The organism is Cognatilysobacter xinjiangensis, from assembly GCF_014651995.1.
Lineage (GTDB): Bacteria > Pseudomonadota > Gammaproteobacteria > Xanthomonadales > Xanthomonadaceae > Cognatilysobacter > Cognatilysobacter xinjiangensis.
This window is the reverse complement of sequence record NZ_BMXY01000001.1, coordinates 1,490,100-1,511,574: the sequence shown is the minus strand read 5'-3', so window position 1 is coordinate 1,511,574 and position 21,475 is coordinate 1,490,100. Positions and strand designations below refer to the sequence as shown.

General features: G+C 70.4%; 19 protein-coding genes and 2 tRNA genes. 7 read left to right on the top strand and 14 right to left on the bottom strand.

Translation table 11 applies throughout. The features are described from left to right. Positions 1–7: 7 nt before the first annotated feature. Positions 8–1,447 (bottom strand): aldehyde dehydrogenase family protein, encoded by a 1,440-nt coding sequence (locus tag IE066_RS07210; protein ID WP_189448202.1) that lies wholly within the window; start codon positions 1,445–1,447, stop codon positions 8–10. A 38-nt stretch (positions 1,448–1,485) separates the two neighbouring features. Continuing rightward, positions 1,486–2,841: an exodeoxyribonuclease VII large subunit gene (gene xseA, locus IE066_RS07205; protein ID WP_189448200.1), complete on the bottom strand. Its 1,356-nt coding sequence runs from the start codon at positions 2,839–2,841 to the stop codon at positions 1,486–1,488. A gap of 99 nt (positions 2,842–2,940) precedes the next feature. Between xseA and ispG the strand changes: the two genes are divergently transcribed. Together ispG and IE066_RS07195 are read left to right on the top strand one after the other, a co-directional pair. Next, positions 2,941–4,215, top strand: coding sequence for a flavodoxin-dependent (E)-4-hydroxy-3-methylbut-2-enyl-diphosphate synthase (ispG, locus tag IE066_RS07200; protein WP_189448198.1), 1,275 nt, complete (start codon positions 2,941–2,943; stop codon positions 4,213–4,215). Then, on the top strand, positions 4,181–4,912 hold the full coding sequence (locus IE066_RS07195; protein ID WP_189448196.1) for a phosphatase PAP2 family protein: 732 nt from the start codon (positions 4,181–4,183) through the stop codon (positions 4,910–4,912). The genes ispG and IE066_RS07195 overlap by 35 nt, the downstream gene beginning before the upstream one ends. A gap of 3 nt (positions 4,913–4,915) precedes the next feature. Here IE066_RS07195 and IE066_RS07190 read toward each other — a convergent pair whose 3' ends face one another. The 6 genes from IE066_RS07190 to IE066_RS07165 form a co-directional block, all read right to left on the bottom strand. After that, a complete protein-coding gene (locus tag IE066_RS07190) occupies positions 4,916–5,833 on the bottom strand; it encodes a DMT family transporter (protein WP_189448193.1) in 918 nt (305 codons plus the stop codon). Positions 5,834–5,933: 100 nt separating this feature from the next. Beyond that, positions 5,934–6,989 (bottom strand): UDP-N-acetylmuramate dehydrogenase, encoded by a 1,056-nt coding sequence (murB, locus tag IE066_RS07185; RefSeq protein ID WP_189448191.1) that lies wholly within the window; start codon positions 6,987–6,989, stop codon positions 5,934–5,936. After that, entirely contained in the window at positions 6,986–8,047 is a 1,062-nt protein-coding gene (locus tag IE066_RS07180; protein WP_189448188.1) for a quinone-dependent dihydroorotate dehydrogenase, read from the bottom strand. The genes murB and IE066_RS07180 overlap by 4 nt, the downstream gene beginning before the upstream one ends. Further along, positions 8,047–8,346: a DUF4190 domain-containing protein gene (locus tag IE066_RS07175; RefSeq protein ID WP_189448186.1), complete on the bottom strand. Its 300-nt coding sequence runs from the start codon at positions 8,344–8,346 to the stop codon at positions 8,047–8,049. The genes IE066_RS07180 and IE066_RS07175 overlap by 1 nt, the downstream gene beginning before the upstream one ends. Positions 8,347–8,355: 9 nt before the next feature. Continuing rightward, entirely contained in the window at positions 8,356–9,888 is a 1,533-nt protein-coding gene (amaB, locus tag IE066_RS07170; protein WP_189448184.1) for an L-piperidine-6-carboxylate dehydrogenase, read from the bottom strand. 77 nt (positions 9,889–9,965) lie between these two features. Then, positions 9,966–10,042 (bottom strand) — tRNA-Arg (locus IE066_RS07165). Positions 10,043–10,155: 113 nt separating this feature from the next. Between IE066_RS07165 and IE066_RS07160 the strand changes: the two genes are divergently transcribed. After that, a tRNA-Ala gene (locus tag IE066_RS07160) sits at positions 10,156–10,231 on the top strand. Between the two features lie 44 nt (positions 10,232–10,275). On the opposite strand, the gene rnd is transcribed toward IE066_RS07160, so the two are convergent. Beyond that, complete coding sequence (gene rnd / locus IE066_RS07155; protein WP_229790699.1) at positions 10,276–11,370, bottom strand: ribonuclease D; 1,095 nt, start codon at positions 11,368–11,370, stop codon at positions 10,276–10,278. A gap of 82 nt (positions 11,371–11,452) precedes the next feature. Here rnd and IE066_RS07150 point away from each other — a divergent pair, with 82 nt between their 5' ends. After that, the gene (locus tag IE066_RS07150; protein ID WP_229790698.1) at positions 11,453–13,288 is read left to right on the top strand and encodes a formylglycine-generating enzyme family protein; all 1,836 of its coding nucleotides are present in this window, start codon (positions 11,453–11,455) and stop codon (positions 13,286–13,288) included. Between the two features lie 25 nt (positions 13,289–13,313). Then, positions 13,314–14,234: a M48 family metallopeptidase gene (locus IE066_RS07145; RefSeq protein WP_189448178.1), complete on the top strand. Its 921-nt coding sequence runs from the start codon at positions 13,314–13,316 to the stop codon at positions 14,232–14,234. Positions 14,235–14,246: 12 nt separating this feature from the next. On the opposite strand, the gene phaR is transcribed toward IE066_RS07145, so the two are convergent. The 3 genes from phaR to gluQRS all read right to left on the bottom strand — a co-directional run bounded on the left by phaR (position 14,247) and on the right by gluQRS (position 16,492). Beyond that, positions 14,247–14,723: a polyhydroxyalkanoate synthesis repressor PhaR gene (gene phaR / locus IE066_RS07140; protein ID WP_189448175.1), complete on the bottom strand. Its 477-nt coding sequence runs from the start codon at positions 14,721–14,723 to the stop codon at positions 14,247–14,249. Between the two features lie 105 nt (positions 14,724–14,828). Beyond that, positions 14,829–15,569 (bottom strand): acetoacetyl-CoA reductase, encoded by a 741-nt coding sequence (gene phbB, locus IE066_RS07135; protein ID WP_189448173.1) that lies wholly within the window; start codon positions 15,567–15,569, stop codon positions 14,829–14,831. A 53-nt stretch (positions 15,570–15,622) separates the two neighbouring features. Then, positions 15,623–16,492, bottom strand: a complete 870-nt coding sequence (gene gluQRS / locus IE066_RS07130; protein ID WP_189448172.1) for a tRNA glutamyl-Q(34) synthetase GluQRS — start codon at positions 16,490–16,492, stop codon at positions 15,623–15,625. A gap of 105 nt (positions 16,493–16,597) precedes the next feature. Here gluQRS and htpX point away from each other — a divergent pair, with 105 nt between their 5' ends. Further along, on the top strand, positions 16,598–17,506 hold the full coding sequence (htpX, locus tag IE066_RS07125) for a protease HtpX (protein ID WP_189448170.1): 909 nt from the start codon (positions 16,598–16,600) through the stop codon (positions 17,504–17,506). Between the two features lie 73 nt (positions 17,507–17,579). Here the strand turns inward: htpX and IE066_RS07120 are convergent, their stop codons facing one another. After that, positions 17,580–19,658, bottom strand: a complete 2,079-nt coding sequence (locus tag IE066_RS07120; protein ID WP_189448168.1) for a GGDEF/EAL domain-containing response regulator — start codon at positions 19,656–19,658, stop codon at positions 17,580–17,582. 121 nt (positions 19,659–19,779) lie between these two features. Next, on the bottom strand, positions 19,780–20,793 hold the full coding sequence (gene epmB, locus IE066_RS07115; protein WP_189448167.1) for an EF-P beta-lysylation protein EpmB: 1,014 nt from the start codon (positions 20,791–20,793) through the stop codon (positions 19,780–19,782). A 105-nt stretch (positions 20,794–20,898) separates the two neighbouring features. Between epmB and efp the strand changes: the two genes are divergently transcribed. Then, a complete protein-coding gene (gene efp / locus IE066_RS07110) occupies positions 20,899–21,465 on the top strand; it encodes an elongation factor P (RefSeq protein ID WP_189448165.1) in 567 nt (188 codons plus the stop codon). The last annotated feature ends 10 nt before the right edge of the window (positions 21,466–21,475 follow it).

The following is a 21,475-nucleotide window of genomic DNA, read 5'->3' as shown; positions in this document are numbered from 1 at the left end:
AGCGTCGTCATTCCGACAGCGGGTCGCGCAGCACCAGCAGGCGCACTTCCGTCATCTCCTCGATGGTGGAGCGCACGCCCTCGCGGCCGATGCCCGAATCCTTGACCCCGCCGTAGGGCATCTTGTCGACGCGCACGCTCGGGACGTCGCCGACCACCACGCCGCCGACCTCCAGCCGGTCCCAAGCGCGCATCGCGTGATCGAGGCGCGCAGTGAAAACGCCGCACTGCAAGCCGTAGTGCGTGTCGTTGGCGCGCTCGATCGCCGCATCGAAGCTGTCGACCGTTTCGATCAGCGCGACCGGGCCGAAGACTTCTTCGCGATAGAGGCGGCAGTCGCGCGGCACGTCGGCCAGCAGCCCCGGTGTCACCATCGTGCCGTCGCGACGGCCCTCGACGAGCACGCGCGCACCGCCCGCGCGGGCTTCGTCGACCCATTCGGCGATTCGCTTCGCGGAGGCCTCGTCGATCACCGGGCCGATGTCGGTCGACTCGTCGTGCGGATCGCCGGCCTTCAACGCGCGCACCGCGCGAGCGAGCGCATCGGACAGCCGCGACGCGATCGACTCGTGCGCGATGATGCGCTGCACGCTGATGCAGCTCTGCCCGCTCTGGTAGTAGGCGCCGAAGACCAGCCGCTTCACCAGGTGATCGAGCGGCACGCCCGGATCGGCGTCGACGATGCAGGCCGCGTTGCCGCCGAGCTCCAGTGCGACCTTCTTGCGGCCCGCGCGTGCGCGCAGGTCCCAGCCGACCGGGCCGCCGGTAAAGCTCAGGAAGGCGATGCGCGGATCTTCCACCAGCGGGGCGGAGGTCTCGGTGTCGCAGACCACGACCGAGAACGCGCCGCGCGGCAGATCGGTTTCCGCGAGGACCTCGCCGATCACCAGCGCGCCGAGCGGCGTGCGCTCCGACGGCTTGAGCACGAACGGGCAGCCCGCGGCGATCGCCGGCGCGACCTTGTGCGCGACCAGGTTGAGCGGGAAGTTGAACGGCGTGATCAGGCTGCAGGCGCCAATCGGCATGCGGCGCGTCATTCCACGGAAGCCGCGTGCGCGCGGCGAGACCTGCAGCTCCAGCACTTCACCGCCGATGCGCGTGGCCTCGCCGGCCGCGATGCGGAAGGTGTCGATCAGCCGGTCGACCTCGCCGCGCGAATCGCGGATCGGCTTGCCGGCCTCGATGCACAGGAGCCCGGCCAGCTCCTCGCGCCTTTCCTCGAAGCGGCGCACGCAGTGTTCGAGCACGTCGCGGCGCGCGTCGGGCGGGAAGGCGGCCATCGCGCCGCGCGCCGCATGCGCCGATGCGATCGCGCGCTCGACTTCGTCGGCGCCCGCGCGCGCCACCCGCGCCGCAACATCACCGCGGTACTTGTCGGCCACGTCGAGCCATTCGCCGGTGGTTACGGTGTCGCCGGCGATATGCAGCGGGACGGTGCGGATGGTCATCGAAGCCTCCGTGGATTCCATTGGATCGCGACGCGGGCTCAATCGCGGGGCGTGCGGCCCTCGACGCGCAGCGCGAGGTCGCCGTCGCCCACGCGGGCGCTCAGGCCGTCGCCGGGCTGCACGTCGCCGACGTGGCGCACGATCGCGCCGTCCTCGCGGCGCAGGATGCTGTAGCCGCGTGCGACGGTCGCCAGCGGGCTCACCGCCTCGAGCGAACGCGCGAGGCCGCGCAGGCGCAGCGCCTCGTGCGCGAGCCGGCGCACGATGGCGGCCTGCGGCCGGTTGGCGATTGCCGCGACGCGTTCGCGCATGCGCGCCAGCCGGCGCTCGGGACGGCGCGCGCGCAACACGGCGTCGGCATGGCGCAGGCGTGCGCGCTCGCGGTCGATGCGGCGCTGCCAGGCGGCTTCCAGCCGGCGGTAGGCCTCGGCCTGGCGCCGGCAGAGCATCTGCACGTAGGCCTGGGGCCGCAGCGAATTGAGCTTCAGCGCGGCGCGGTCGGTTCGCTGCATGGCGTCGCGCAGGACCTGCATCTGGCGACCATGCAGGCGGCGGTGCACGGCCTCGACGCGGCGCGCGAGGTCGTCGCGGTTCGGAACCAGCAGCTCGGCGGCAACCGAGGGCGTCGGCGCGCGGCGGTCGGCGGCGAACTCTGCGAGGCAGAAATCGGTCTCGTGGCCGACCGCGCAGATCACGGGCACCGGGCTCGCGGCGACGGCACGGGCGACGATCTCCTCGTTGAACGACCAGAGGTCCTCGAGCGAGCCGCCGCCGCGGGTGAGCATCAGCACGTCGTAGCGCTCGCTGGCGCCCGCGCGCTGCAGCATGTCGACGATCTGCGGCGCGGCGCCCGTGCCCTGCACCTGCACCGGCAGCACGTCGACTTCCACTAGCGGGAAGCGGCGCGCGAGCACGCTCAGCACGTCGCGGATCGCGGCGCCGCTGGGCGAGGTGATCACGCCGATGCGCGCCGGAAAGGCGGGCAGGGGGCGCTTGCGCTCGGCGTCGAACAGGCCTTCGGCGGCCAGCCGCGCCTTCGTCTCATCGAATGCGCGGCGCAGCGCGCCTTCGCCGGCTTCCTCCATGTGGTCGAGCACCAGCTGGTACTCGCCGCGCGCCTCGTACAGCGTCAGCCGGCCGCGACCGAGCACGTGCAGGCCCTCGCGCGGCTGGAAGCGCAGCCAGGTGCTCTTGGGCTTGAACATCGCGCAGCGGATCTGGGCGCGCGCATCCTTGATCGTGAAGTACAGGTGCCCCGACGAGGGGCGCGAGACGTTGCCGAGCTCGCCCTCGATCCACACCGAGCCGAAGGTGCTCTCGAGCATGTCCCGCGCCAGCGTGTTGAGCTGGCTCGGGGTGAAGACGTCGCGGGCGGGGGTGGGGACGGTCGACATGGGGCGCGTACGGTAGCGCAGTCGGCGCGACGGCGGCGCCAGCGGGCCGCAACCCGCGGTTCAGTGGGAGCGCGGGGGCGCTGGCCTACAATTCACGCCATGAACGCAGCCGTCGTGAACCCGCTCCCCGAAGTCGATGCAGGCCGTTTCGGCCCGCTCGCGCGCCGCGTCACCCGCGAAGTGGTGATCGGCGGCGTACGCGTCGGCGGCGGCGCGCCGGTCGTCGTGCAGTCGATGACCAATACCGACACGTCCGACGTGCAGTCCACCGCCAAGCAGGTGGCCGAACTGTGGCGCGCCGGCTCGGAGATGGTGCGCATCACCGTCAACACGCCCGAGGCCGCGGCCGCCGTGCCACGCATCCGCGAGCGGCTGGCGATGATGGGGGTGGAAGTCCCGCTGATCGGCGACTTCCACTACAACGGCCACCAGCTGCTGGCCGGCGAGCCGGCCTGCGCCGAAGCGCTGGCGAAGTACCGCATCAACCCCGGCAACGTCGGCTTCGGCAAGAAGCGCGACACGCAGTTCGCGCAGCTGATCGAGTTCGCGATCCGCTATGGCAAGCCGGTGCGCATCGGCGCCAACTGGGGCTCGCTGGACCAGTCGCTCGCCGCCACGCTGATGGACGAGAACGCCCGGCGCGCGGCGCCGTGGGACGCCGGCCGCGTACTGCGCGAGGCGTTGATCCGCAGCGCGCTGGATTCGGCCGCGCGTGCGGAGGAACTGGGCCTCGCGCGCGAGCGCATCGTGCTGAGCGCGAAGGTCAGCGGCGTCCAGGAACTGATCACCGTGTATCGCGAGCTCGCCGCACGCGGCGACTACGCGCTGCACCTCGGCCTCACCGAGGCCGGCATCGGCAGCAAGGGCATCGTCGCGTCGAGCGCGGCGCTCGGCGTGCTGCTGCAGGAAGGCATCGGCGACACCATCCGCATCTCGCTAACGCCGGAGCCGGGCCAGCCGCGCACCAACGAGGTCGTCGTCGCGCAGGAGCTGCTGCAGACGATGGGCCTGCGTGCGTTCACGCCGATGGTCACCGCCTGCCCGGGCTGCGGGCGCACGACCAGCACGTTCTTCCAGGAACTCGCGCAGAAGGTGCAGTCGCACGTGCGCGAGAAGATGCCGGAATGGAAGATCACGCATCCGGGCGCCGAGAACCTCACCCTCGCGGTCATGGGCTGCGTGGTGAACGGGCCCGGCGAGTCGCGCCACGCCAACATCGGCATTTCGCTGCCGGGTATCGGCGAAGCGCCTTCCGCGCCGGTGTTCGAGGACGGCCAGAAGACCGTCACCCTGCGCGGTGAAGGCATCGCTGACGAGTTCCTCGGCATCATCGACCGCTATGTCGAGCGACGATACGGGGTTTCCCACGAGTGACGCACCGGCGCCTGCCGGGCTGGTCGCCACACAGGCACGCGTCGTCCGCGGGATACTCGAGCGCTACGGCAGGCGGCTGCTGGCGGCCTTTCTATGCGTCGTGCTTCCGCTCTGGGGGTTCGGCGAGCTGGCCGAGGACGTTGCCGAGGGCGAGCCTTTCGGCTTCGACGAGCCGATGCTGCACGCCATGCACGCGCTGGAAGGCGCGCAGCTCGACGCGCTGTTCCTGACGCTGTCGGCCGTCGGCTTTTCGCGCGGTGTGGTGCCGGCCGACATCCTGCTGGTGCTGGTCCTCGCACTGAGGCGCCATCCGCGCAGTGCGGTGTTCGCGGCGGTCGCGCTTGGCGGTTCCGCGTTGCTCAACCTCGGTGCCAAGCACGTGATGCAGCGTGACCGGCCTGCGCTGTGGGAGTCGATCGCGCCCGAGACCACCTACAGCTTCCCCAGCGGGCACGCGATGGGCTCGGCCACGCTCGCCTGCGTTCTGGCCTGCCTGGCGTGGCGGACGCGCTGGCGCTGGCCGGTCATCGCACTGGGCGCGCTGTTCACGGTCGGGGTGGGCCTGTCGCGCGTCTACCTCGGCGTGCATTACCCGTCCGACATACTCGCGGGCTGGGCCGCGGCGATCGCCTGGACCGTGGGCGTGCGCCTGATCGCGTTCCGGCGCGGGCTGGTGACGGGTTCGACGCAGCCCTAGCCGTCATTCCGCGGGGCGCGCGGCCTCCACGGGCGCCGCGGTCGCCGCGCGACGCGCAAGCTGCGCCTCACGATGCGCGATGTAGGCATTGGCGCCGAAGATCACCAGCGCGCCGGCGATGGTGTAGCGGTCCAGCGTTTCGTCGAACAGGAAATACGCGGCCACGCTCACGACCGGCAACTGCATGAAGCTGATCGGCGTCAGTGCGGACACGTCGCCGAGCTTGAGCGCACGCGTCCACAGCATGTGCCCGCCGGTGCCCATCAGCCCCGCAGCGGCGACCCACAGCCAGGTGATGCCGCGCGGCCACTCCCATACCGCCAGCGCCGGGATCAGCGACATCGGTACCCAGAGCATCGTGGTCCAGAGCACGATGCGGTCGGCCGGCTCGGTGGCGGAGAGCTGCTTGATATGGATCGACACGATGCCGCTCAGCACCGCGGCGACGATCGCCACCAGCGACGCGAAGCTGAAGCCCGAAGTACCCGGCCGCACGATCACAAGCACGCCGAGAAAGCCCACGATCACCGCAAGCCAGCGACGCAGGCGCACCTGCTCGCCGAGCAGCCAGACCGCGAGCACGGTGACGAACAAAGGCGTCGAATAGGTGAGCGCGATCGACTGCGCGAGCGGCAGGTGCGCGATCGCCCAGAAGCTCGCGAGCATCGAGCCGATGCCGATCACGCAGCGCAGCAGGTAGCGCGGCAGCTGGGTGGTGCGCAGAAGGCCGGGCCCATGCCGCACAAGCAGCGGCAATGCGGCCACGACGCCGAACAGGTTGCGGAAGAAGGCGATCTCGAAGGCGTGCAGCGATGTCGATGCCAGCCGGATCGCCACCGCCATCAGTCCGAAGAACAGCGTGCTCGCGAGCATCAGCAGCGCGGCGCGGATGACGGTCGAATGGGGCGTCGCGGTGGTCATCGCGGAAGCATCGTCGATGCGGGCGCCGTCGATGTGAGACGCAGGCGGCGGAGCGGAAAAGCCGTCGCCATTGACGGCACGACACGGGCCTGTGGGCGGGTCACGACGCCCATGCTGCTCCGATCAGTCGCGGCTCCGGCTCGAGCGCGACTCCGTGGCGCTCGAAGACGCGTGCGGCAACATGGCGTGCCACGCGCAGCAGGTCCGCACCAGTCGCGCGCCCGTGGTTCACCAGCACAAGCGCATGCGCGTCCGACACGCCGGCATCGCCGTCGCGATAGCCACGCAGGCCCGTGCTGTCGATCAGCCAGGCCGCCGACAGCTTGCGCAGGCCGTCGCCGGCGGCGAACACCGGCAGGCGCGGATGCAGCGCCGCAAGCGCATCGGCGATGGCCGCGGGGACGATCGGATTCTTGAAGAAGCTGCCCGCGTTGCCGACCACCGCCGGGTCCGGCAGCTTGCGGCGGCGGATCGCGATGACCGCATCGGCGACGTCGCGCGCCGCCGGCGCCGCGATACCGCGCGCGGCAAGTTCATCGGCGATACCCGCATAGCCGAGCTGCGGGGTGCCGCCGCGCCGCAGGCGGAAGTCCACGCCGGTGACCACGTAGCGGCCTGCCTGATGCTTGAAGATGCTGTCGCGGTAGGCGAACGCGCATTCCTCGCGTCGCAGGCGCACGTGGCGGCCGGTGGCCGGCTCGAACGCATGGACCGCGTCGATGCGCTCGCCGACCTCCACGCCGTAGGCGCCGATGTTCTGGATCGGCGACGCACCCACCGTGCCCGGAATCAGCGCGAGGTTCTCGAGCCCAGAAAGGCCCATGTCCAGCGTGCGCATGACCAGCGCATGCCATTCGACGCCGGCATCGGCGTACAGACGCACCTCGTCGCCATCGTCGGCCTCGATGCGCACCTCGCTGCCGGTCAGGCGCAGCACGGGCTCGGCCGGCGCATCGACGAACAGCATGTTGCTGCCGCCGCCCAGCACCAGCGGCGCACGGGCGCTGAGCGGCTCGATCGCGAAGGCCTCCGCGAGGCGCGTGGCATCGGCTACCTCCACCAGCCACGGCGCGCGCACGGCCACGCCGAAGGTGTTGAGGTCGCGGAGGTCGGCATCCCGGACGATCCGTACGCCCGGCGGCAGTGTGTCGCTCATGCGGGCGGCACGTGCCCGCGACTGGGCGCTTCCTTGCGACGGCGGATCGCCGCCACGCACTCGCGCACCAGGATCGGGCCGCGATAGACGAAGCCCGTATAGCACTGCACCAGGCTCGCGCCCGCGGCCATCTTGGTGACCGCGTCCGCGCCCGACAGGATGCCGCCGACGCCGATCAGCGGGATCGACTCCGGCAGGCGGGTGCGCAGGCGCCGCAGCACGTATGTGGACTGCGCCATCACGGGTGCGCCAGACAGGCCGCCCGGCTCGTCGGCATGCGGCGAGTCCTCGACGCCCTCGCGCGACACCGTGGTATTCGTCGCGACCACGCCGTCAACCTGCAGGTCGGCAAGCACGCGCGCGGCGGCCTCGACGTCGCTGTCGGAGAGGTCCGGAGCCACCTTCACCAGCATCGGCACGCGCTTGCCGTGCTGCGCCCCGAACCGCTCCTGCGCCTCGCGCAGCGTGCCGATCAGACGTCGCAGCGACTGCTCCTCCTGCAGCTCGCGCAGCCCCGCGGTGTTCGGCGAGGAGATGTTGACGGTGATGTAGTCGGCCAGCGGATACACGCGCTCGAGGCAGTGCAGGTAGTCGTCCTGCGCCGACTCGTTCGGCGTGTCCTTGTTCTTGCCGATGTTGATGCCGAGGATCCCGCGGCGGTGGCGCACTGCGTCGACGTTGCGCACCAGTGCGTCGACGCCGAGGTTGTTGAAGCCGAGCCGGTTGATGATGGCGCGGTGCTTCGGCAGCCGGAACATGCGCGGCTTCGGATTGCCGGCCTGCGGCCGCGGCGTCACCGTGCCGACCTCGACGAAACCGAAACCCAGCCCGAACAGCGCCTCGATATGCGCGCCGTTCTTGTCGAGCCCTGCCGCGAGGCCCACCGGGTTGGGGAAATCGAGCCCGAACACGTTGACCGGGAAGGGCGATTCCGCCGGGCGTCGCGCGACGAGGCCGAGCAGGCCCGCGCGTTGCAGGGCATCGAGGTTGCGCAGGCCGATCCCGTGCGCGGTCTCGGCGTCGAGCGCGAACAGCAGCGGCCTGAGCAGTCCGTACATCAGTGCGCGGCGAACGCGATCAGGGCCGCGAGGCCGCCGAAGAACAGGATCGCGAGGATCACGCCCAGCACGAGCACCACGAGGTGCGCGTAGCCGAGCACGAGCCCGCCGATTGCGAGGCCGTCGCCGCCCAACGTGCCGCGGGCCGCACGGATGTCACGCCGCGCGAGATGCCCGCAGACGACCGCGCCCAACGCGCCGAGTACCGGCAATGCCACCCACGCGAGTACGCCCAGCACCAGGCTCGCGACCGCGAGCGGGCTGGTGGGCGCGACGGGTTGGACCGGCTGGCTCGACATCGCGTGGCCTCAGAGATCGAACTTGATGCCCTGCGCCAGCGGCAGTGCGTCGGAGTAGTTGATCGTATTGGTCTGGCGGCGCATGTAGGCCTTCCACGCATCCGAGCCCGACTCGCGGCCGCCGCCGGTCTCCTTCTCGCCGCCGAACGCGCCGCCGATCTCCGCGCCCGAGGTGCCGATGTTGACGTTGGCGATGCCGCAGTCCGAACCCGCGGCCGACAGGAACTGCTCGGCGGCCTTGAGGTTGGTGGTGAAGATCGAAGACGACAGTCCCTGCGGCACGGCGTTCTGAAGCTCGATCGCCTCGTCGAGCGACGAGTACTTCATGACGTAGAGGATCGGCGCGAAGGTCTCGGTCTGCACGACCTCGGCATCGTTGGTCAGGCCGGTGACGATCGCCGGCAGCACGAAGTTGCCGGGGCGGTCCAGTGCGGCGCCGCCGGTCTCGACCTTGCCGCCCTGCGCCTTGGCGCGCTCGATGGCGTCGAGGTAGGCCTGCACCGCGTCTCGGCTGTTGAGCGGGCCCATCAGGTTCGCCGGGTCGATCGGATCGCCGATCTTGCCCTCGACCTGCTTGTATGCCGTGACCAGCTTGCCCAGCACGTCGTCGTAGATGGACTCGTGCACGAACAGGCGCCGCGTGGTGGTGCAGCGCTGGCCGGCGGTGCCGACCGCGCCGAATACGATCGCCGGGATCGCCAGCTTCAGGTCCGCCGAGGGGTCGACGATGATCGCGTTGTTGCCGCCGAGCTCCAGCAGCGAACGGCCCATGCGGCGCGCGACGCGCTCGCCGACCATGCGCCCGACCTTGGTCGAGCCGGTGAAGCTGATCAGCGGGATGCGGCGATCGTCGACGAACGCCTGGGCGAGATCGCTGCCGGCGTCGTTGAACAGGAAGAAGATGTCCGGGAAGCCGCCGGCTTTCAGGGCCTCGTTGCAGATCTTCATTGACGCGATCGCCGACAGCGGCGTCTTCGGCGAGGGCTTCCAGATCGAGATGTCGCCGCAGACGGCCGCGACGAACGAGTTCCAGGCCCACACCGCGACCGGGAAGTTGAACGCCGAGATGATCCCGACCAGGCCGATCGGATGCCACTGCTCGTACATGCGGTGGCCGGGGCGCTCCGAATGCATCGTCAGGCCGTAGAGCTGGCGCGAGAGGCCGACGGCGAAGTCGCCGATGTCGATCATCTCCTGCACCTCGCCGTCGCCCTCCGGCTTCGACTTGCCCATCTCCAGCGCGACCAGCGAGCCGAGCGCGTCCTTGTGCTGGCGCAGCGCTTCGGCGCAGAGGCGGATCGCTTCGCCGCGGCGCGGGGCCGGCGTCGTGCGCCACACCTTGTAGGCGGCCTGCGCGCGCTCGACGATGGTTTCGTAGTCCTCCTGCGACGAGGCCTGGACGCGGGCGAGCAGGCTGCCGTCGGTCGGGCTGATCGACTCGAGAACGCCGGCGTCGCGCGTGGTCGACCACTGGCTGCTGCCGAGGTAGGTGCCGGATTCGAGCTCGGTCAGGCCGAGGGCGGTGAGGACGGGGTGGGTCATGGGGCGCTCCGTGGAAGGCCGCCGCCGGCCGGCGACGCCGGGGCGTCGATCCGTGCTGGAGATCGGCAAGGTTTCGATGGCGGCCCCGACACGATTCGAACGTGCGACCTTCCCCTTAGGAGGGGGACGCTCTATCCAGCTGAGCTACGGGGCCCCAAGCGGGCGATTTTCGCACGGACGCGGACCGTGCCGGTAATCACGTTCACGCCAGCCGCGGACCCGCTTGGCAGGGCGCGCGGCTGCGATTAAACTGCGCGTCCCAACCGTGGGGCCATAGCTCAGCTGGGAGAGCGCGTCGTTCGCAATGACGAGGTCGGGAGTTCGATCCTCCCTGGCTCCACCACGATTCCAGACGGCGCCTCCGGGCGCCGTTTTTTTTCGCCCCGCTCAGCGCCGCAGCAGCGGCGCCAGCGCGGCCTCGAGCTGCTCGCGACGCCAGCCCTGCAGGGCGTCCGGCCATTCGCCCGTATCCAGCAGCGGTTCCAGCGTGCGGCGCGAGGCCAGCACGGCGTCAGCCACGCCCAGTTCCGCCGCGCGGCGCGAGACGGCGTCCTGCAGCGCCTTGATGCGGCTCTTGTCGCGACGCTCGGCGATGGTGGCGTCCGGCGCATCGGCCTCGTCGTCCAGCGGCGTGCCCAGCGCGGTCCAGATCGCGTCGACGAGCTTGCGCGGGCCCTTGGGGTGGGCGCGGATGGCGTCGGCCACCGCGTCGCGCGAGGTCGGCACGGTGCGCGCGAGCGTCGCGGCCAGCTCGTTGTCCAGCACCCAGCTGCGCGGAAGATCGGCTTCGCGCGCATGCGAATCGCGCCAGCGCAGCAGTCGCAGCAGGCGGGCCTGCGCGTTGCGGTCGATGAACTGCGCGCTGCGCATGCCCAGGTGCGGCCAGCGATCGATCGGATCCTCGACGGCGAGCTCGACCGTGCGCGCCATGTCGGCCTGCAGCCACGCGGTACGACCGAGCGCGTCGAGCTTCGCGGTCAGTGCGTCATGCAGTTCGAACAGGTGCAGCACGTCGTCCGCGGCGTATTCGAGCTGCGAGGGCGACAGCGGGCGGCGCATCCAGTCCGAGCGCGTCTCGCCCTTCGCCAGCGCGACGCCGGTGATCTCGGCGACGAGCTTCTGGTAGCCGAGGCCCGCGCCGACGCCGGCCAGCGCTGCGGCGGCCTGCGTGTCGAAAAGCGGGCGCGGCACCTCGCCGCAGGCCTGTCGCAGCGCGATCAGGTCCTCGCTCGGGCTATGCATGATCTTCAGCACCGACGTATCGGCGAGCACGGGCGCGAGCGCCTCGTTCATGCCGGGCACGAGCGGGTCGACGAGCAGGATGTCGATGCCGCCGTCGGCCTGCGGCAGCGCGATCTGCACCAGCGCGAGCTTCGGCCAGTAGGTGCGCTCGCGGATGAACTCGGTATCCAGCCCGATGCGCGCGGGCGGCGATGCAAGGCGCGCGCGCAGCGCGTCGGGACTGTCGATCCAGTGGGCCAAGGCGGGTGCCGGGTTTGCGGGAGCGGGCGACAATAGCCTACTTTCCGTGGACCCGGCGGCACCGACCGGAGCAGGAGGAGGCTTGCGCGCGAAGGCCAGTGCGACGCTCGCAATCGTGGTCGCGACCCTCGTCGCGATTGCGGCTGTCGGCTGCCGCGACGAACGCGTGGGCGAGGCCGAGGCACGACGCGCGCCCACGGTCACCGTCGCCGGCGAGGAACGCCTGCCGAGCTGGACGCCGCCGCGCATCGAGGTCACCCGCGAGAACGCGCAGGCGCTGGCCGAGCAGGCCGACGAGGCGCTGATGGGCGGCCGCTTCGCCGACGACGATGCTGCATCGCTGCCTCTGTTCATGGCGCTGCGCGACTACGCGCCGATGCGGGCGCGTGCCGATGCCGGCGTGCGCAACTCCATCGACGGCCTGCTGCTGCAGGCACGGCAGCAGCTCGGGCAGATCGACGAGGAACCCGATGCGCTGGCGCGCGTGCGCCATGCGGCGGCGGTGCTGCGCGTGGTGGCGCTCGAGCGCGACGACGTGCAGCGTTTCCTGCAGCAGGTCGACCGCGTCGAGGACGGGCAGCGCTTCAGCGAACTGGGCGAGGCCGCGCTCGCGCGCGGCGAGGTCGGCGAGACGGGTGGCGAGGGTGCACTCGCGTGGTTCCGGCGCGCACTCGCGCTGCGCGGCAGCGACACCCGTGCCCGCCAGGGCCTCGCGGCGGCCGAAAGTGCGCTGATCCGGCGCGCGGAGGACGCAGCCGACCGCGAGGACTACGCCGACGCCGAGCGCTGGCTTTCGCTGGCCGCGCGCGTGCGTCCCGAAGCCGGCGCCGTCGCCGAAGCGCGCGGGCGCATCGCCTTCGCGCGCGCCACCCGCATCGGCGAGTTGCGCGATGCCGGTATCGCCGCACTCGTACAGCCGCGCGACGGCATCGAACAGGCGCGTGGGCACCTGGCGCACATCCTGCGCATCGCGCCGCCGGCCGATCCCACCGCCACCGAGTTGCGCCGCCGCATCGAGTTCGCCGTGCACTACGGCCTGTTCGTGCCGCGCCAGCGCTTCACCGACGCGCTGAAAGGCGGCGGACGGACGCCGACGATGGTGGTCATCCCGTACGGCGACTTCACCATGGGCGCGCCGCGCGGGGAGCACGGCGCCAGCGACGCGGAACGGCCGACGCGGGCGATCCATTTCGAGCGCGGCCTCGCGTTCTCGATGACCGAAGTCACTGTCGGACAGTTCCGGCGCTTCGTCGACGCCACGAAGTACCGCGCGCGCTCGTCGCGTCGCGGCTACTCGATGGTCTACGACCTGCGCAGCGGCAACTTCGTGCGGCGCGGAAACGTCGACTGGCGGCACGACTACCTCGGCCGTCCCGCCGCCGACGACCTGCCCGTGGTGCACGTCAGCGCGAAGGACGCGAGCGCGTACGCCGAGTGGCTCGCCGATGAGACCGGCCATCGCTACCGCCTGCCGAGCGAGGCGGAGTTCGAGTACGCGCTGCGGGCCGGGAGCCGCGCGCCGTATCCCTGGGGCACGGGCACGCCGCCGCCGGGCACGGGCAACCTGACGGGCAGCGGCGACCGCTCGCCGACGGGCCGCCGCTGGCAGAACGCGTTCCGTGGCTACATCGACGGCGCATGGGGGCCGGCACCGGTCGGGCGCTACACGCCCGGTCGATTCGGCCTTCACGACATGGCCGGCAATGTCAGCGAGTGGGTCGCGGACTGTTGGCATACCAACTACCGCCGCGCGCCACGCGACCAGCGTGCCTGGGTCAATCCGGGCTGCCGGCAGCGCGTGGTCCGGGGCGGCTCGTGGGCGAGCGCACCGGAGCAGACGCGGTCGGCCTGGCGCAGCGGACTGGACGCCGATACCACCAACGCGCGCATCGGCTTCCGTGTCGTGCGCGACCTCTGATTCGTCGCAGCACGGGAGTCGTTCGATGCGCATTGATCCGTTGGGCCAGCGTGGCGGCCGCCGCGGCTTCGGGCTGGGAGGCATCCGCTGGATCATCCTGATCGGCTTCGCGATCTACGCGGCCGTGTCGTGGATGGGCAGCGCGAAGAAGGACCCCTACACCGGCGAGACCGCGCATTACGGCGCGACCGCGGACGAGGAGGTGCAGCTCGGCGCGCAGGCCTTCAGCGAGGTGTTGGGCGACGCGCAGGCGCAGAACGCGCTGCTGCCCGCGGACGCGCAGGTCAGCCAGCAGATACGCGGCATCGCGCAGCGGCTGATCGAGCGCGTGCCCGACGTCACGCAGGCGCTGGCGGAGCAGAATGGCACCGAGGCGCCGCAGGACTACCGGAACTTCCAGTGGGACGTCGCCGTGATCCAGTCGGACGATGCCAATGCGTTCTGCCTGCCGGGCGGAAAGATGGCGGTCTACACCGGCCTGATCCCCGTCGCGCAGAACCAGGACGCGATGGCCGTGGTGATGGGCCACGAGATCGCGCATGCGCTGCTGCGCCACGGCTCGCAGCGCATGGCGCAGCAGAAGCTGGTGCAGATGGGCCAGCTCGCGACCGGCGTGGCGCTGGGCGGGATGGACCCCGGCCAGCAGCGGGCGATCATGGGCGCGCTCGGCGCCGGCGCGCAGTACGGGCTGATCCTGCCTTACGGGCGTAACCACGAATCGCAGGCAGACCAGGTCGGGCTGATGCTCGCCGCCGCCGCCTGCTTCAATCCGCGCGAAGCGATCCCGCTGTGGCAGCGCATGGGGCAGCTCGGCGGCGGCCAGCGCCAGCCCGAGTTCGCGTCCACGCATCCGGACCCCGAGAACCGCATGGCGCATCTGCAGCAGCTGATGCCGCAGGCGGAGGCCTTCTATCAGAAGTACTGCACGACGGGCGCGGCCCGCTAGGCCACACGCGGCCTACTTCTGCGTCTCGCTACGACGGCCCGTGGGCGTGCCCATGGTGCCGGAGAGGTTCTGCTGGAAGTCCTTCCACATCTGTAGATTGCGCTCGGTCAGCTGGTTCATCAGCGTCCAAGGCGTCTGGCCGAGAAGGCCGCCCATCTGCGTACGGAACTGTTGCTGCTGGTCGAGGAAGAGCTGCATCGACTTCTCGAGATAGCTGGCCATGAAGCCCTGCATCGAGTCGCCGTAGAAACGGATGATCTGGCTGAGCAACTGCGTGGACAGCATCGGCTCGCCGTCCTGCTCGTGCTCCGCGATGATCTGCAGCAGCACCTGTCGCGTGAGGTCGTCGCCGGAACGCGCGTCGCGCACCTCGAACTCCTCGCCGTCGATGATGAGCTGGCGCACATCCTCGATGGTTATGTAGCTCGAGATTTCCGTGTCGTAGAGCCGGCGGTTCGGATACTTCTTGATGACGCGCGGAGTAGCCATCGCAGGTGACCGGAAGCGGAATGATCCGAGAATGACGCAGTGCGCAACAGCACGCAACTGCATGCTGGAAGCGGCCAGCGGGGCGGCTGACCGCTTCAGCGAGCATCACCAGCCCATGTACTGGCCGCCGTTGACCGCGAGGTTCGCGCCGGTGATCCAGCCCGCCTCGTCGGGGATGAAGAAGCTCACCGCGTAGGCGATCTCCTCGGGATTGCCGAGACGCCCCGTGGGAATCTGCTGGATGATCTTGTTGCGCACGTCCTCGGGCACGGCCATCACCATGTCGGTGCCGATGTAGCCCGGCGAGACGGTGTTGACGGTGATGCCGAACCTCGCGTTTTCCTGCGCGAGCGAGATCGTGAAGCCGTGCATGCCGGCCTTCGACGCCGCGTAGTTCGCCTGGCCGTACTGGCCCTTCTGCCCGTTGATCGAGCTGATCTGGATGATGCGGCCCCACTTGCGCGCGCGCATGCCGTCGATCACCGGGCGGGTGACGTTGAACACCGAGCCGAGGTTGGTGGCGATGACCTCGTTCCACTGCTGCGCGGTCATGCGGTGGAAGGTGGTGTCGCGGGTGATGCCGGCGTTGTTGACCAGGATGTCGACCGGCCCGAGCGCCTGCTCGACGTCGCGCACCATCGCTTCGCATTGCTCCGGATCCGCGACGTCGGCGCGCGAAAGGTGCACCTCCAAGCCGCGCTCGCGCATGCGCGCCTGCCAGGCCCGCGCCTTGGCCTCGTCGCGGTAATTGGTGGCGACGCGATGGCCCATCGACGCCAGGCGTTCGATGATCGAGGTGCCGATGCCACCGGTGCCGCCGGTGACCAGTGCTACGCGGCTCTGCATGCGATGTCCCAATGGCGCGACAGGCGCCGTCGCCGGATTCTAGGCGCGCCGGATCAAGGTTGTGCGTCGATCGCCGGAATTTTCGATGGATCGAATGCGGCGACTGCGCGCTCGAGCCATTCGCAGGAGTATTGCACGCCGGGCTCGTCGAAGGGCGACTGCCCGAGCGCGGCCCACGCACGGCGCAGGGCGGGCAGGGGATCGGCCGGGTCCACCGGCATGGCGGCCAGCGATTTCGACAGCTTGCGGCCTGCTTCGTCCACTACCAGGGGCAGGTGCGCGTACCCCGGCGTTGGCAGCCCCAACGCGTGCTGCAGCAGGATCTGCCGCGGCGTGGAATCGAGCAGGTCGGCGCCACGCACGACGTGGGTCACGCCCTGTGCGGCGTCGTCGACCACCACCGCCAACTGGTACGCCCATAGCCCGTCGGCGCGGAACAGCACGAAATCGCCGACCTCGACGTCGACCTCCTGCACCTGCGGCCCACGCACGTCGTCGACGAAGCGCAGGCGCGTTCCGTCGGCGACGCGCAGTCGGATAGCGGGCGGACGCGACGGATCGGGGGCGCGCACGCAGGCGCGGTGGATGCCGCCCGCAGGCGCCAGGTCGGCACGGCTGCACCAGCACGGAAACGCCTGCCCGCGGTCGACGAGGTCCTCCAGCGCATCGCGATAGAGCGCGTCGCGCTCGCTCTGCCGCACGACGGCCTCGTCGGCACGCAGGCCGAAGGCATGCAGTGCGGCGAGCTGGCGATCGGCCGCGCCGGCGAGCTCGCGCGGCGTGTCCACGTCCTCGACGCGCACCAGCCAGCGGCCGCCTGCGCGCCGCGCGTACAGCCAGCTGCCGAGCGCGGCCAGCAGCGAGCCCGCGTGCAGGTCGCCGGTGGGCGAGGGTGCGAAGCGGCCGCGGTAACCGCTGCTCATGCGGCTGAAGCCACGCTGGCCGCGATGCCGTGCATGCCTTGAAAAGCGGCCGTGGCGTTGCCAAGTTCCCCGCTGCGTTTCCAAAGTGCCCGGAAGTCGGATCCCATGTTCAAGCGCGTCGTCCTGTTCCTGTCCACCAATCTCGCGGTCCTGCTGCTGCTCAGCGTCGTCATGCGGCTGTTCGGTATCGATCCGCAGACCTCCGGCGGCCTGCTCGTCATGGCCACGCTGTTCGGCTTCGGCGGCTCGTTCATCTCGCTGATGATGTCGAAATGGCTTGCCAAGCGCAGCACCCGCGCCTACGTGATCGAGCAGCCCCGCAACGAGAGCGAGCGCTGGCTCGTCGAGACCGTGCGTCGGCAGGCGCAGGCGTCGGGCATCGCGATGCCGGAAGTCGCGATCTACGACGCGCCCGAGATCAACGCCTTCGCCACCGGCCCGAGCCGCAACAACGCCCTGGTCGCCGTGTCGACGGCCCTTCTGCGCGCGATGGATCGCGACGAGGCCGAGGCCGTGCTCGGCCACGAGGTGGCGCACGTCGCCAATGGCGACATGGTCACCATGATGCTGCTGCAGGGCGTACTCAACACCTTCGTGATCGTGCTGGCGCGCGTGGTGGGCCGGGTGGTCGACGGCTTCCTGAGCGGTAACCGCGACGGCGAGGGCGAAGGCGGCGGTGGCATCGGCTACTTCGTCACGGTGATGGCGCTGGAACTGGTGTTCGGCCTGTTCGCGAGCGTCATCGTGATGTGGTTCTCGCGCTATCGCGAGTTCCGTGCGGACGTGGGTGGCGCCAGCCTGGCGGGGCGCGACCGCATGATCGCCGCGCTCACCAAGCTCTCGCGCACCTACGGCGAGAACACACTGCCGAAGCAGGTCCAGGCCTTCGGCATCAGCGGTGGCGTCGGCGTCGGTCTGCGCCGGTTGTTCATGTCGCATCCGCCGCTGGAGGAGCGCATCGAGGCGCTGCGCCGGATGCCGGCCAACGCCCCGTCCACCCGCGTCGTGGCCTGATCGACGACGCCCGGAAACGAAAAAGCCCGCCGCAAGGCGGGCTTCTTCTTGCGCGCACCCGCGCCGACGGCGGTCAGCCGAAGTCGTAATCCATAGTGGTGCTGACGCCCGCCAGGAAAAAGCCCTGCGCGTAGTCCACGCCCGCGCCGAACAGCACGGTCATGCTCTGCGCGTCGCGCACGTGCTCGGCGATGGTGTGCTTGCCCAGCGCGCGCGCCTTGTCAGTGATCTCGCGCAGGCGCTGCTGGTATTCCGCGCTGCTGCCGAGGTTCTCCATGAAGGTGCGATCGATCTTCAGGAAGTCGGCATCGAAGTGCGCGAGCAGCTGGAACGAGTTCAGGCCCGCGCCGAAGTGCTCGAGGCCCACGCGCACGCCGGAACGGGCCGCGCGCGCCTGGAACTCCTGCGCGGCGCGAAGGTTGGTGAACACCTTGGACTCGGGCAGCTGCACCACCAGCAGGCTGCCGTCCGCGCCGTGGCGAGTGATCTGCTCCTCGATGTGCTTGAGCAGGCTGTCGTCCTGCAGCGAGTTCTCGGTGATCTTGACCAGCAGCGTCGTGCGCTTGCCCGCGCGCAAGCGCTCACCGATGACCTCGAGCGCGCGGCCGACGACCCAGCGGTCGATCTCCCACAGCAGCCCGTTCTCCTCGGCGATCTGCAGGAAGGCCAGTGGCGCGACGAGCTCGCCCTGGTCGCCCTTCATGCGCAGGTAGGCCTCGTAGATCTCGCCGGGCTCGCCGTGCAGGCTCACCAGCGGCTGGTAGGCCATGGTGAAGCGGTCGGAATCCAGCGCGTCGCGGATGCGGTCGACCCAGGCCTGCACACGCTCTTCCTCGGCGCGGTCGGCCGCGCCCGGGTCGAAGATCTCCGCACGGTTTCCGCCCATGCCGCTGCAGGACTGCACGCCCTGCGTGGCGCGCGCGAGCACCGCCGTGACGCTGGCGATCTTCTCGCCGATCTGCACGCCGCCGATGCTGAGCGTGGCGTTGAGCGAGCGGTTGCCCACCTCAACCACGTGCTCGGCGAAGGCATTGCGGACCTGCTCGGCGAGCATCTGCGTGACTTCGTGGTTCGCGCCGCGCTTGAGCGCCGCGAACTGGTGCTCGCCGAAGCGGGCGAGGATCACGTCCTCGGACACGCTGTCGCGCAGGCGGCGCGCGCAGGCGGCGACGAGGTCGTCCGCGGCGTCGAGGCCGATGTCCTGCAGCAGCTTCGCGTAGTAGTCCGGCTCGATCAGCAGGAAGCCGTGGTGCGTCGAATTCTGTGCGGCGTCGGCGACGGCATCCTCGAGCGCGCGCAGGAAGGTCGGGCGGTTGAGCAGGCCGGTGACCTGGTCGCGCTGGCGCAGTTCCTCCACCTCGCGCGCGAGATCGGGATCGAGCTCCTGACGGCGCAGCACCAGCTGCAGGCAGTGCTCGCCTTCGTACATCGCCGGGGTGAACTCCATGACGGCGGGGAACTGGTTGCCGTCCAGCGTGCGCGCCTCGACCTCGACGCGCGGCGGCGGCTGCTCGCCCTTGGAGAGCTTCTTGAGCAGCGCCTTGAAGGCCTCGACGTGCGACGGCGCGATCATGTCCAGCAGCGACATGCCCTCGACCTCGTCGAAGGACTCGTAGCCGAACATCTCGAGGTAGGCCGAGTTGGCCCGGATGTGCATACCCTCGTGGATGTAGGCGATCGGGTCGCGCGAGGACTCGATCAGCGCGTCGCAGCGGCGCTCGGTCTCGCGGACCTGGAATTCGAGCTTGCGCAGCGCGCGGCGCGCCTCGAGGTCCGACCACTCGGCTTGCACCACGCTCACGATGTGGTCGTTCCGACGGCGCAGCACCACGCCGCGCGCGCCGACGGTCATCGCCTCGAGCACGCCGGCCTCGTCGATCTCGTCGACGAGCAGGAGCACCGGGAGGTCCTTGCCGCTGGTGGCGACCTGCTGCAGCACGTTGGCGGCGGGCACCAGCGTGGCCTTGCGGTCGAGCAGGACGATATCCGGGGACTGCTGGCCGACCTGATGGGCCAGCTCGTCGGCGTTCTCGGGTCGGGTCGGGCGCACCGCGATGCCCGCGTTCCGGAGCGTGCTGACGACGGCCTCGGCCGCCTCCACGCTGTCGTCGACGATCACCAGCCGCAGGGCCGCGTCTTTGCCGAACTGCATCCTTACCTCCTCGCGTTCCGGCGTTTATGACACGAGCCGCGCCGCCGCGTCATCTCCCCGGTGCCCGACGGACGGGCGAGCGCGGGGGACGTACGGGCGGCGGACACGGTCGAATGGCGCCTCAGAGCGGGCGCTTGCCGGGGTCGCCGGCGACCTCGCGGACCAGCTTCGGCACCAGGTAGCCCGACAGCCGCGCGGCGAGCATCCGGTGCAGCGCGCGCGCCTGCTCGTCGGCCACTTCGAAGTGCGCCGCGCCCTGCACCCGGTCGAGCTGGTGCAGGTAGTAGGGCAGCACGCCGGCGCGGAAGCCGCGCTCAGACAGGGCGGCGAGCGCATCGACCGAGTCGTTTACCCCTCGCAGCAGCACGGCCTGGTTGAGCAGCGTGGCGCCGGCAGCGCGCAGGCGGGCCAGGGCGTCGTCGACGCTCGCGTCGAACTCGTTGGCGTGGTTGGCGTGCAGCACCACCGTGACCGGCCAGGGCAGGGCGCGCATCCAACCAACGAGGGCCTCGTCGACACGTTCGGGCAACACCACGGGCAGGCGGGTGTGCACGCGCAGGCGCCGAAGGTGCGGGATCGCGGCGAGCGCGTCGGTGAGCTCGGCGAGCTTCGCGGTCGAGAGCGAGAGCGGGTCGCCGCCGGAGAGGATCACCTCGTCGATCGAGGCATCCGCGGCGATCAGGTCGATCGCGCCACGCCAGTTCGACGCCGCGGCGGTCTCCTCCCCGTAGGGGAAATGCCGGCGGAAGCAGTAGCGGCAATTGACCGCGCAGCTCCCAGTCGCGACCAGCAACGCGCGGCCGCGGTACTTGCGGATCACACCCTGGCCGGCCTTGGCGAGCGAATCGCCGACGGCGTCGAGCGCGAAGCCCGGCGCGGCGCGCAGTTCCGCGTCCAAAGGGAGCACCTGCCGCAGCAGGGGGTCGTGCGGGTCGCCGGCGCGCATGCGGGCGACGAAGCCGCGCGGGACGCGCAGCGCGAACTGCGCGCAGGCCTCGTCGGACATGCCCGTCGCGATGGGGTCGAGCCCCAGCATCGCCAGCAGCTCGCGGGGGTCGCGCACGGCCTCGCGCCAGAGCTGTTGCCAGCGCACGGCGGGCGCCGCGTGCGGCGGGACGAGGGCTGCGGGTATCATTGCGGGCTGATCCGATCCGGTAGGCCGGCCCGAACGCGGCCCGGCAGCCACCCATTCTAGCCGGCGCCGCAAGGGCCCGGCCCGCATATCCGCAGGAGTAAATGCATGGCCACCCTCGGCATGAACGACGTCAAGACCGGGCAGAAGATCCTGGTCAACAACGACCCGTGCGTCATCACGGAGACCGAGTACGTCAAGCCGGGCAAGGGCCAGGCCTTCACCCGCGTGAAGTACCGCAGCATCAAGTCCGGCCGCGTCGTCGAAATGACGATGAAGGCCACCGACTCGGTCGAGCAGGCCGACGTCGTCGATACCGACATGCAGTACCTCTACTCCGATGGCGAGTACTGGCACTTCATGAACCCGGAGTCGTTCGAGCAGGTCCAGTCGGACAAGAACGGCATGGGCGGCGCCGAGAAGTGGCTGAAGGGCGAGGAAGAGTGCGTGGTCACGCTGTGGAACGGCACGCCGATCATGGTGCAGCCGCCGAACTTCGTGGAACTCAAGATCGTCGAGACCGATCCGGGCGTCCGTGGCGACACCTCCGGCGGTGGCGGCAAGCCGGCGACGCTGGAAACGGGGGCGGTGGTGCGCGTGCCGCTGTTCGTGAACCAGGACGAGATGATCAAGGTCGACACGCGCTCGGGCGAGTACGTCAGCCGCGTGAAGTAAGACATCGCCG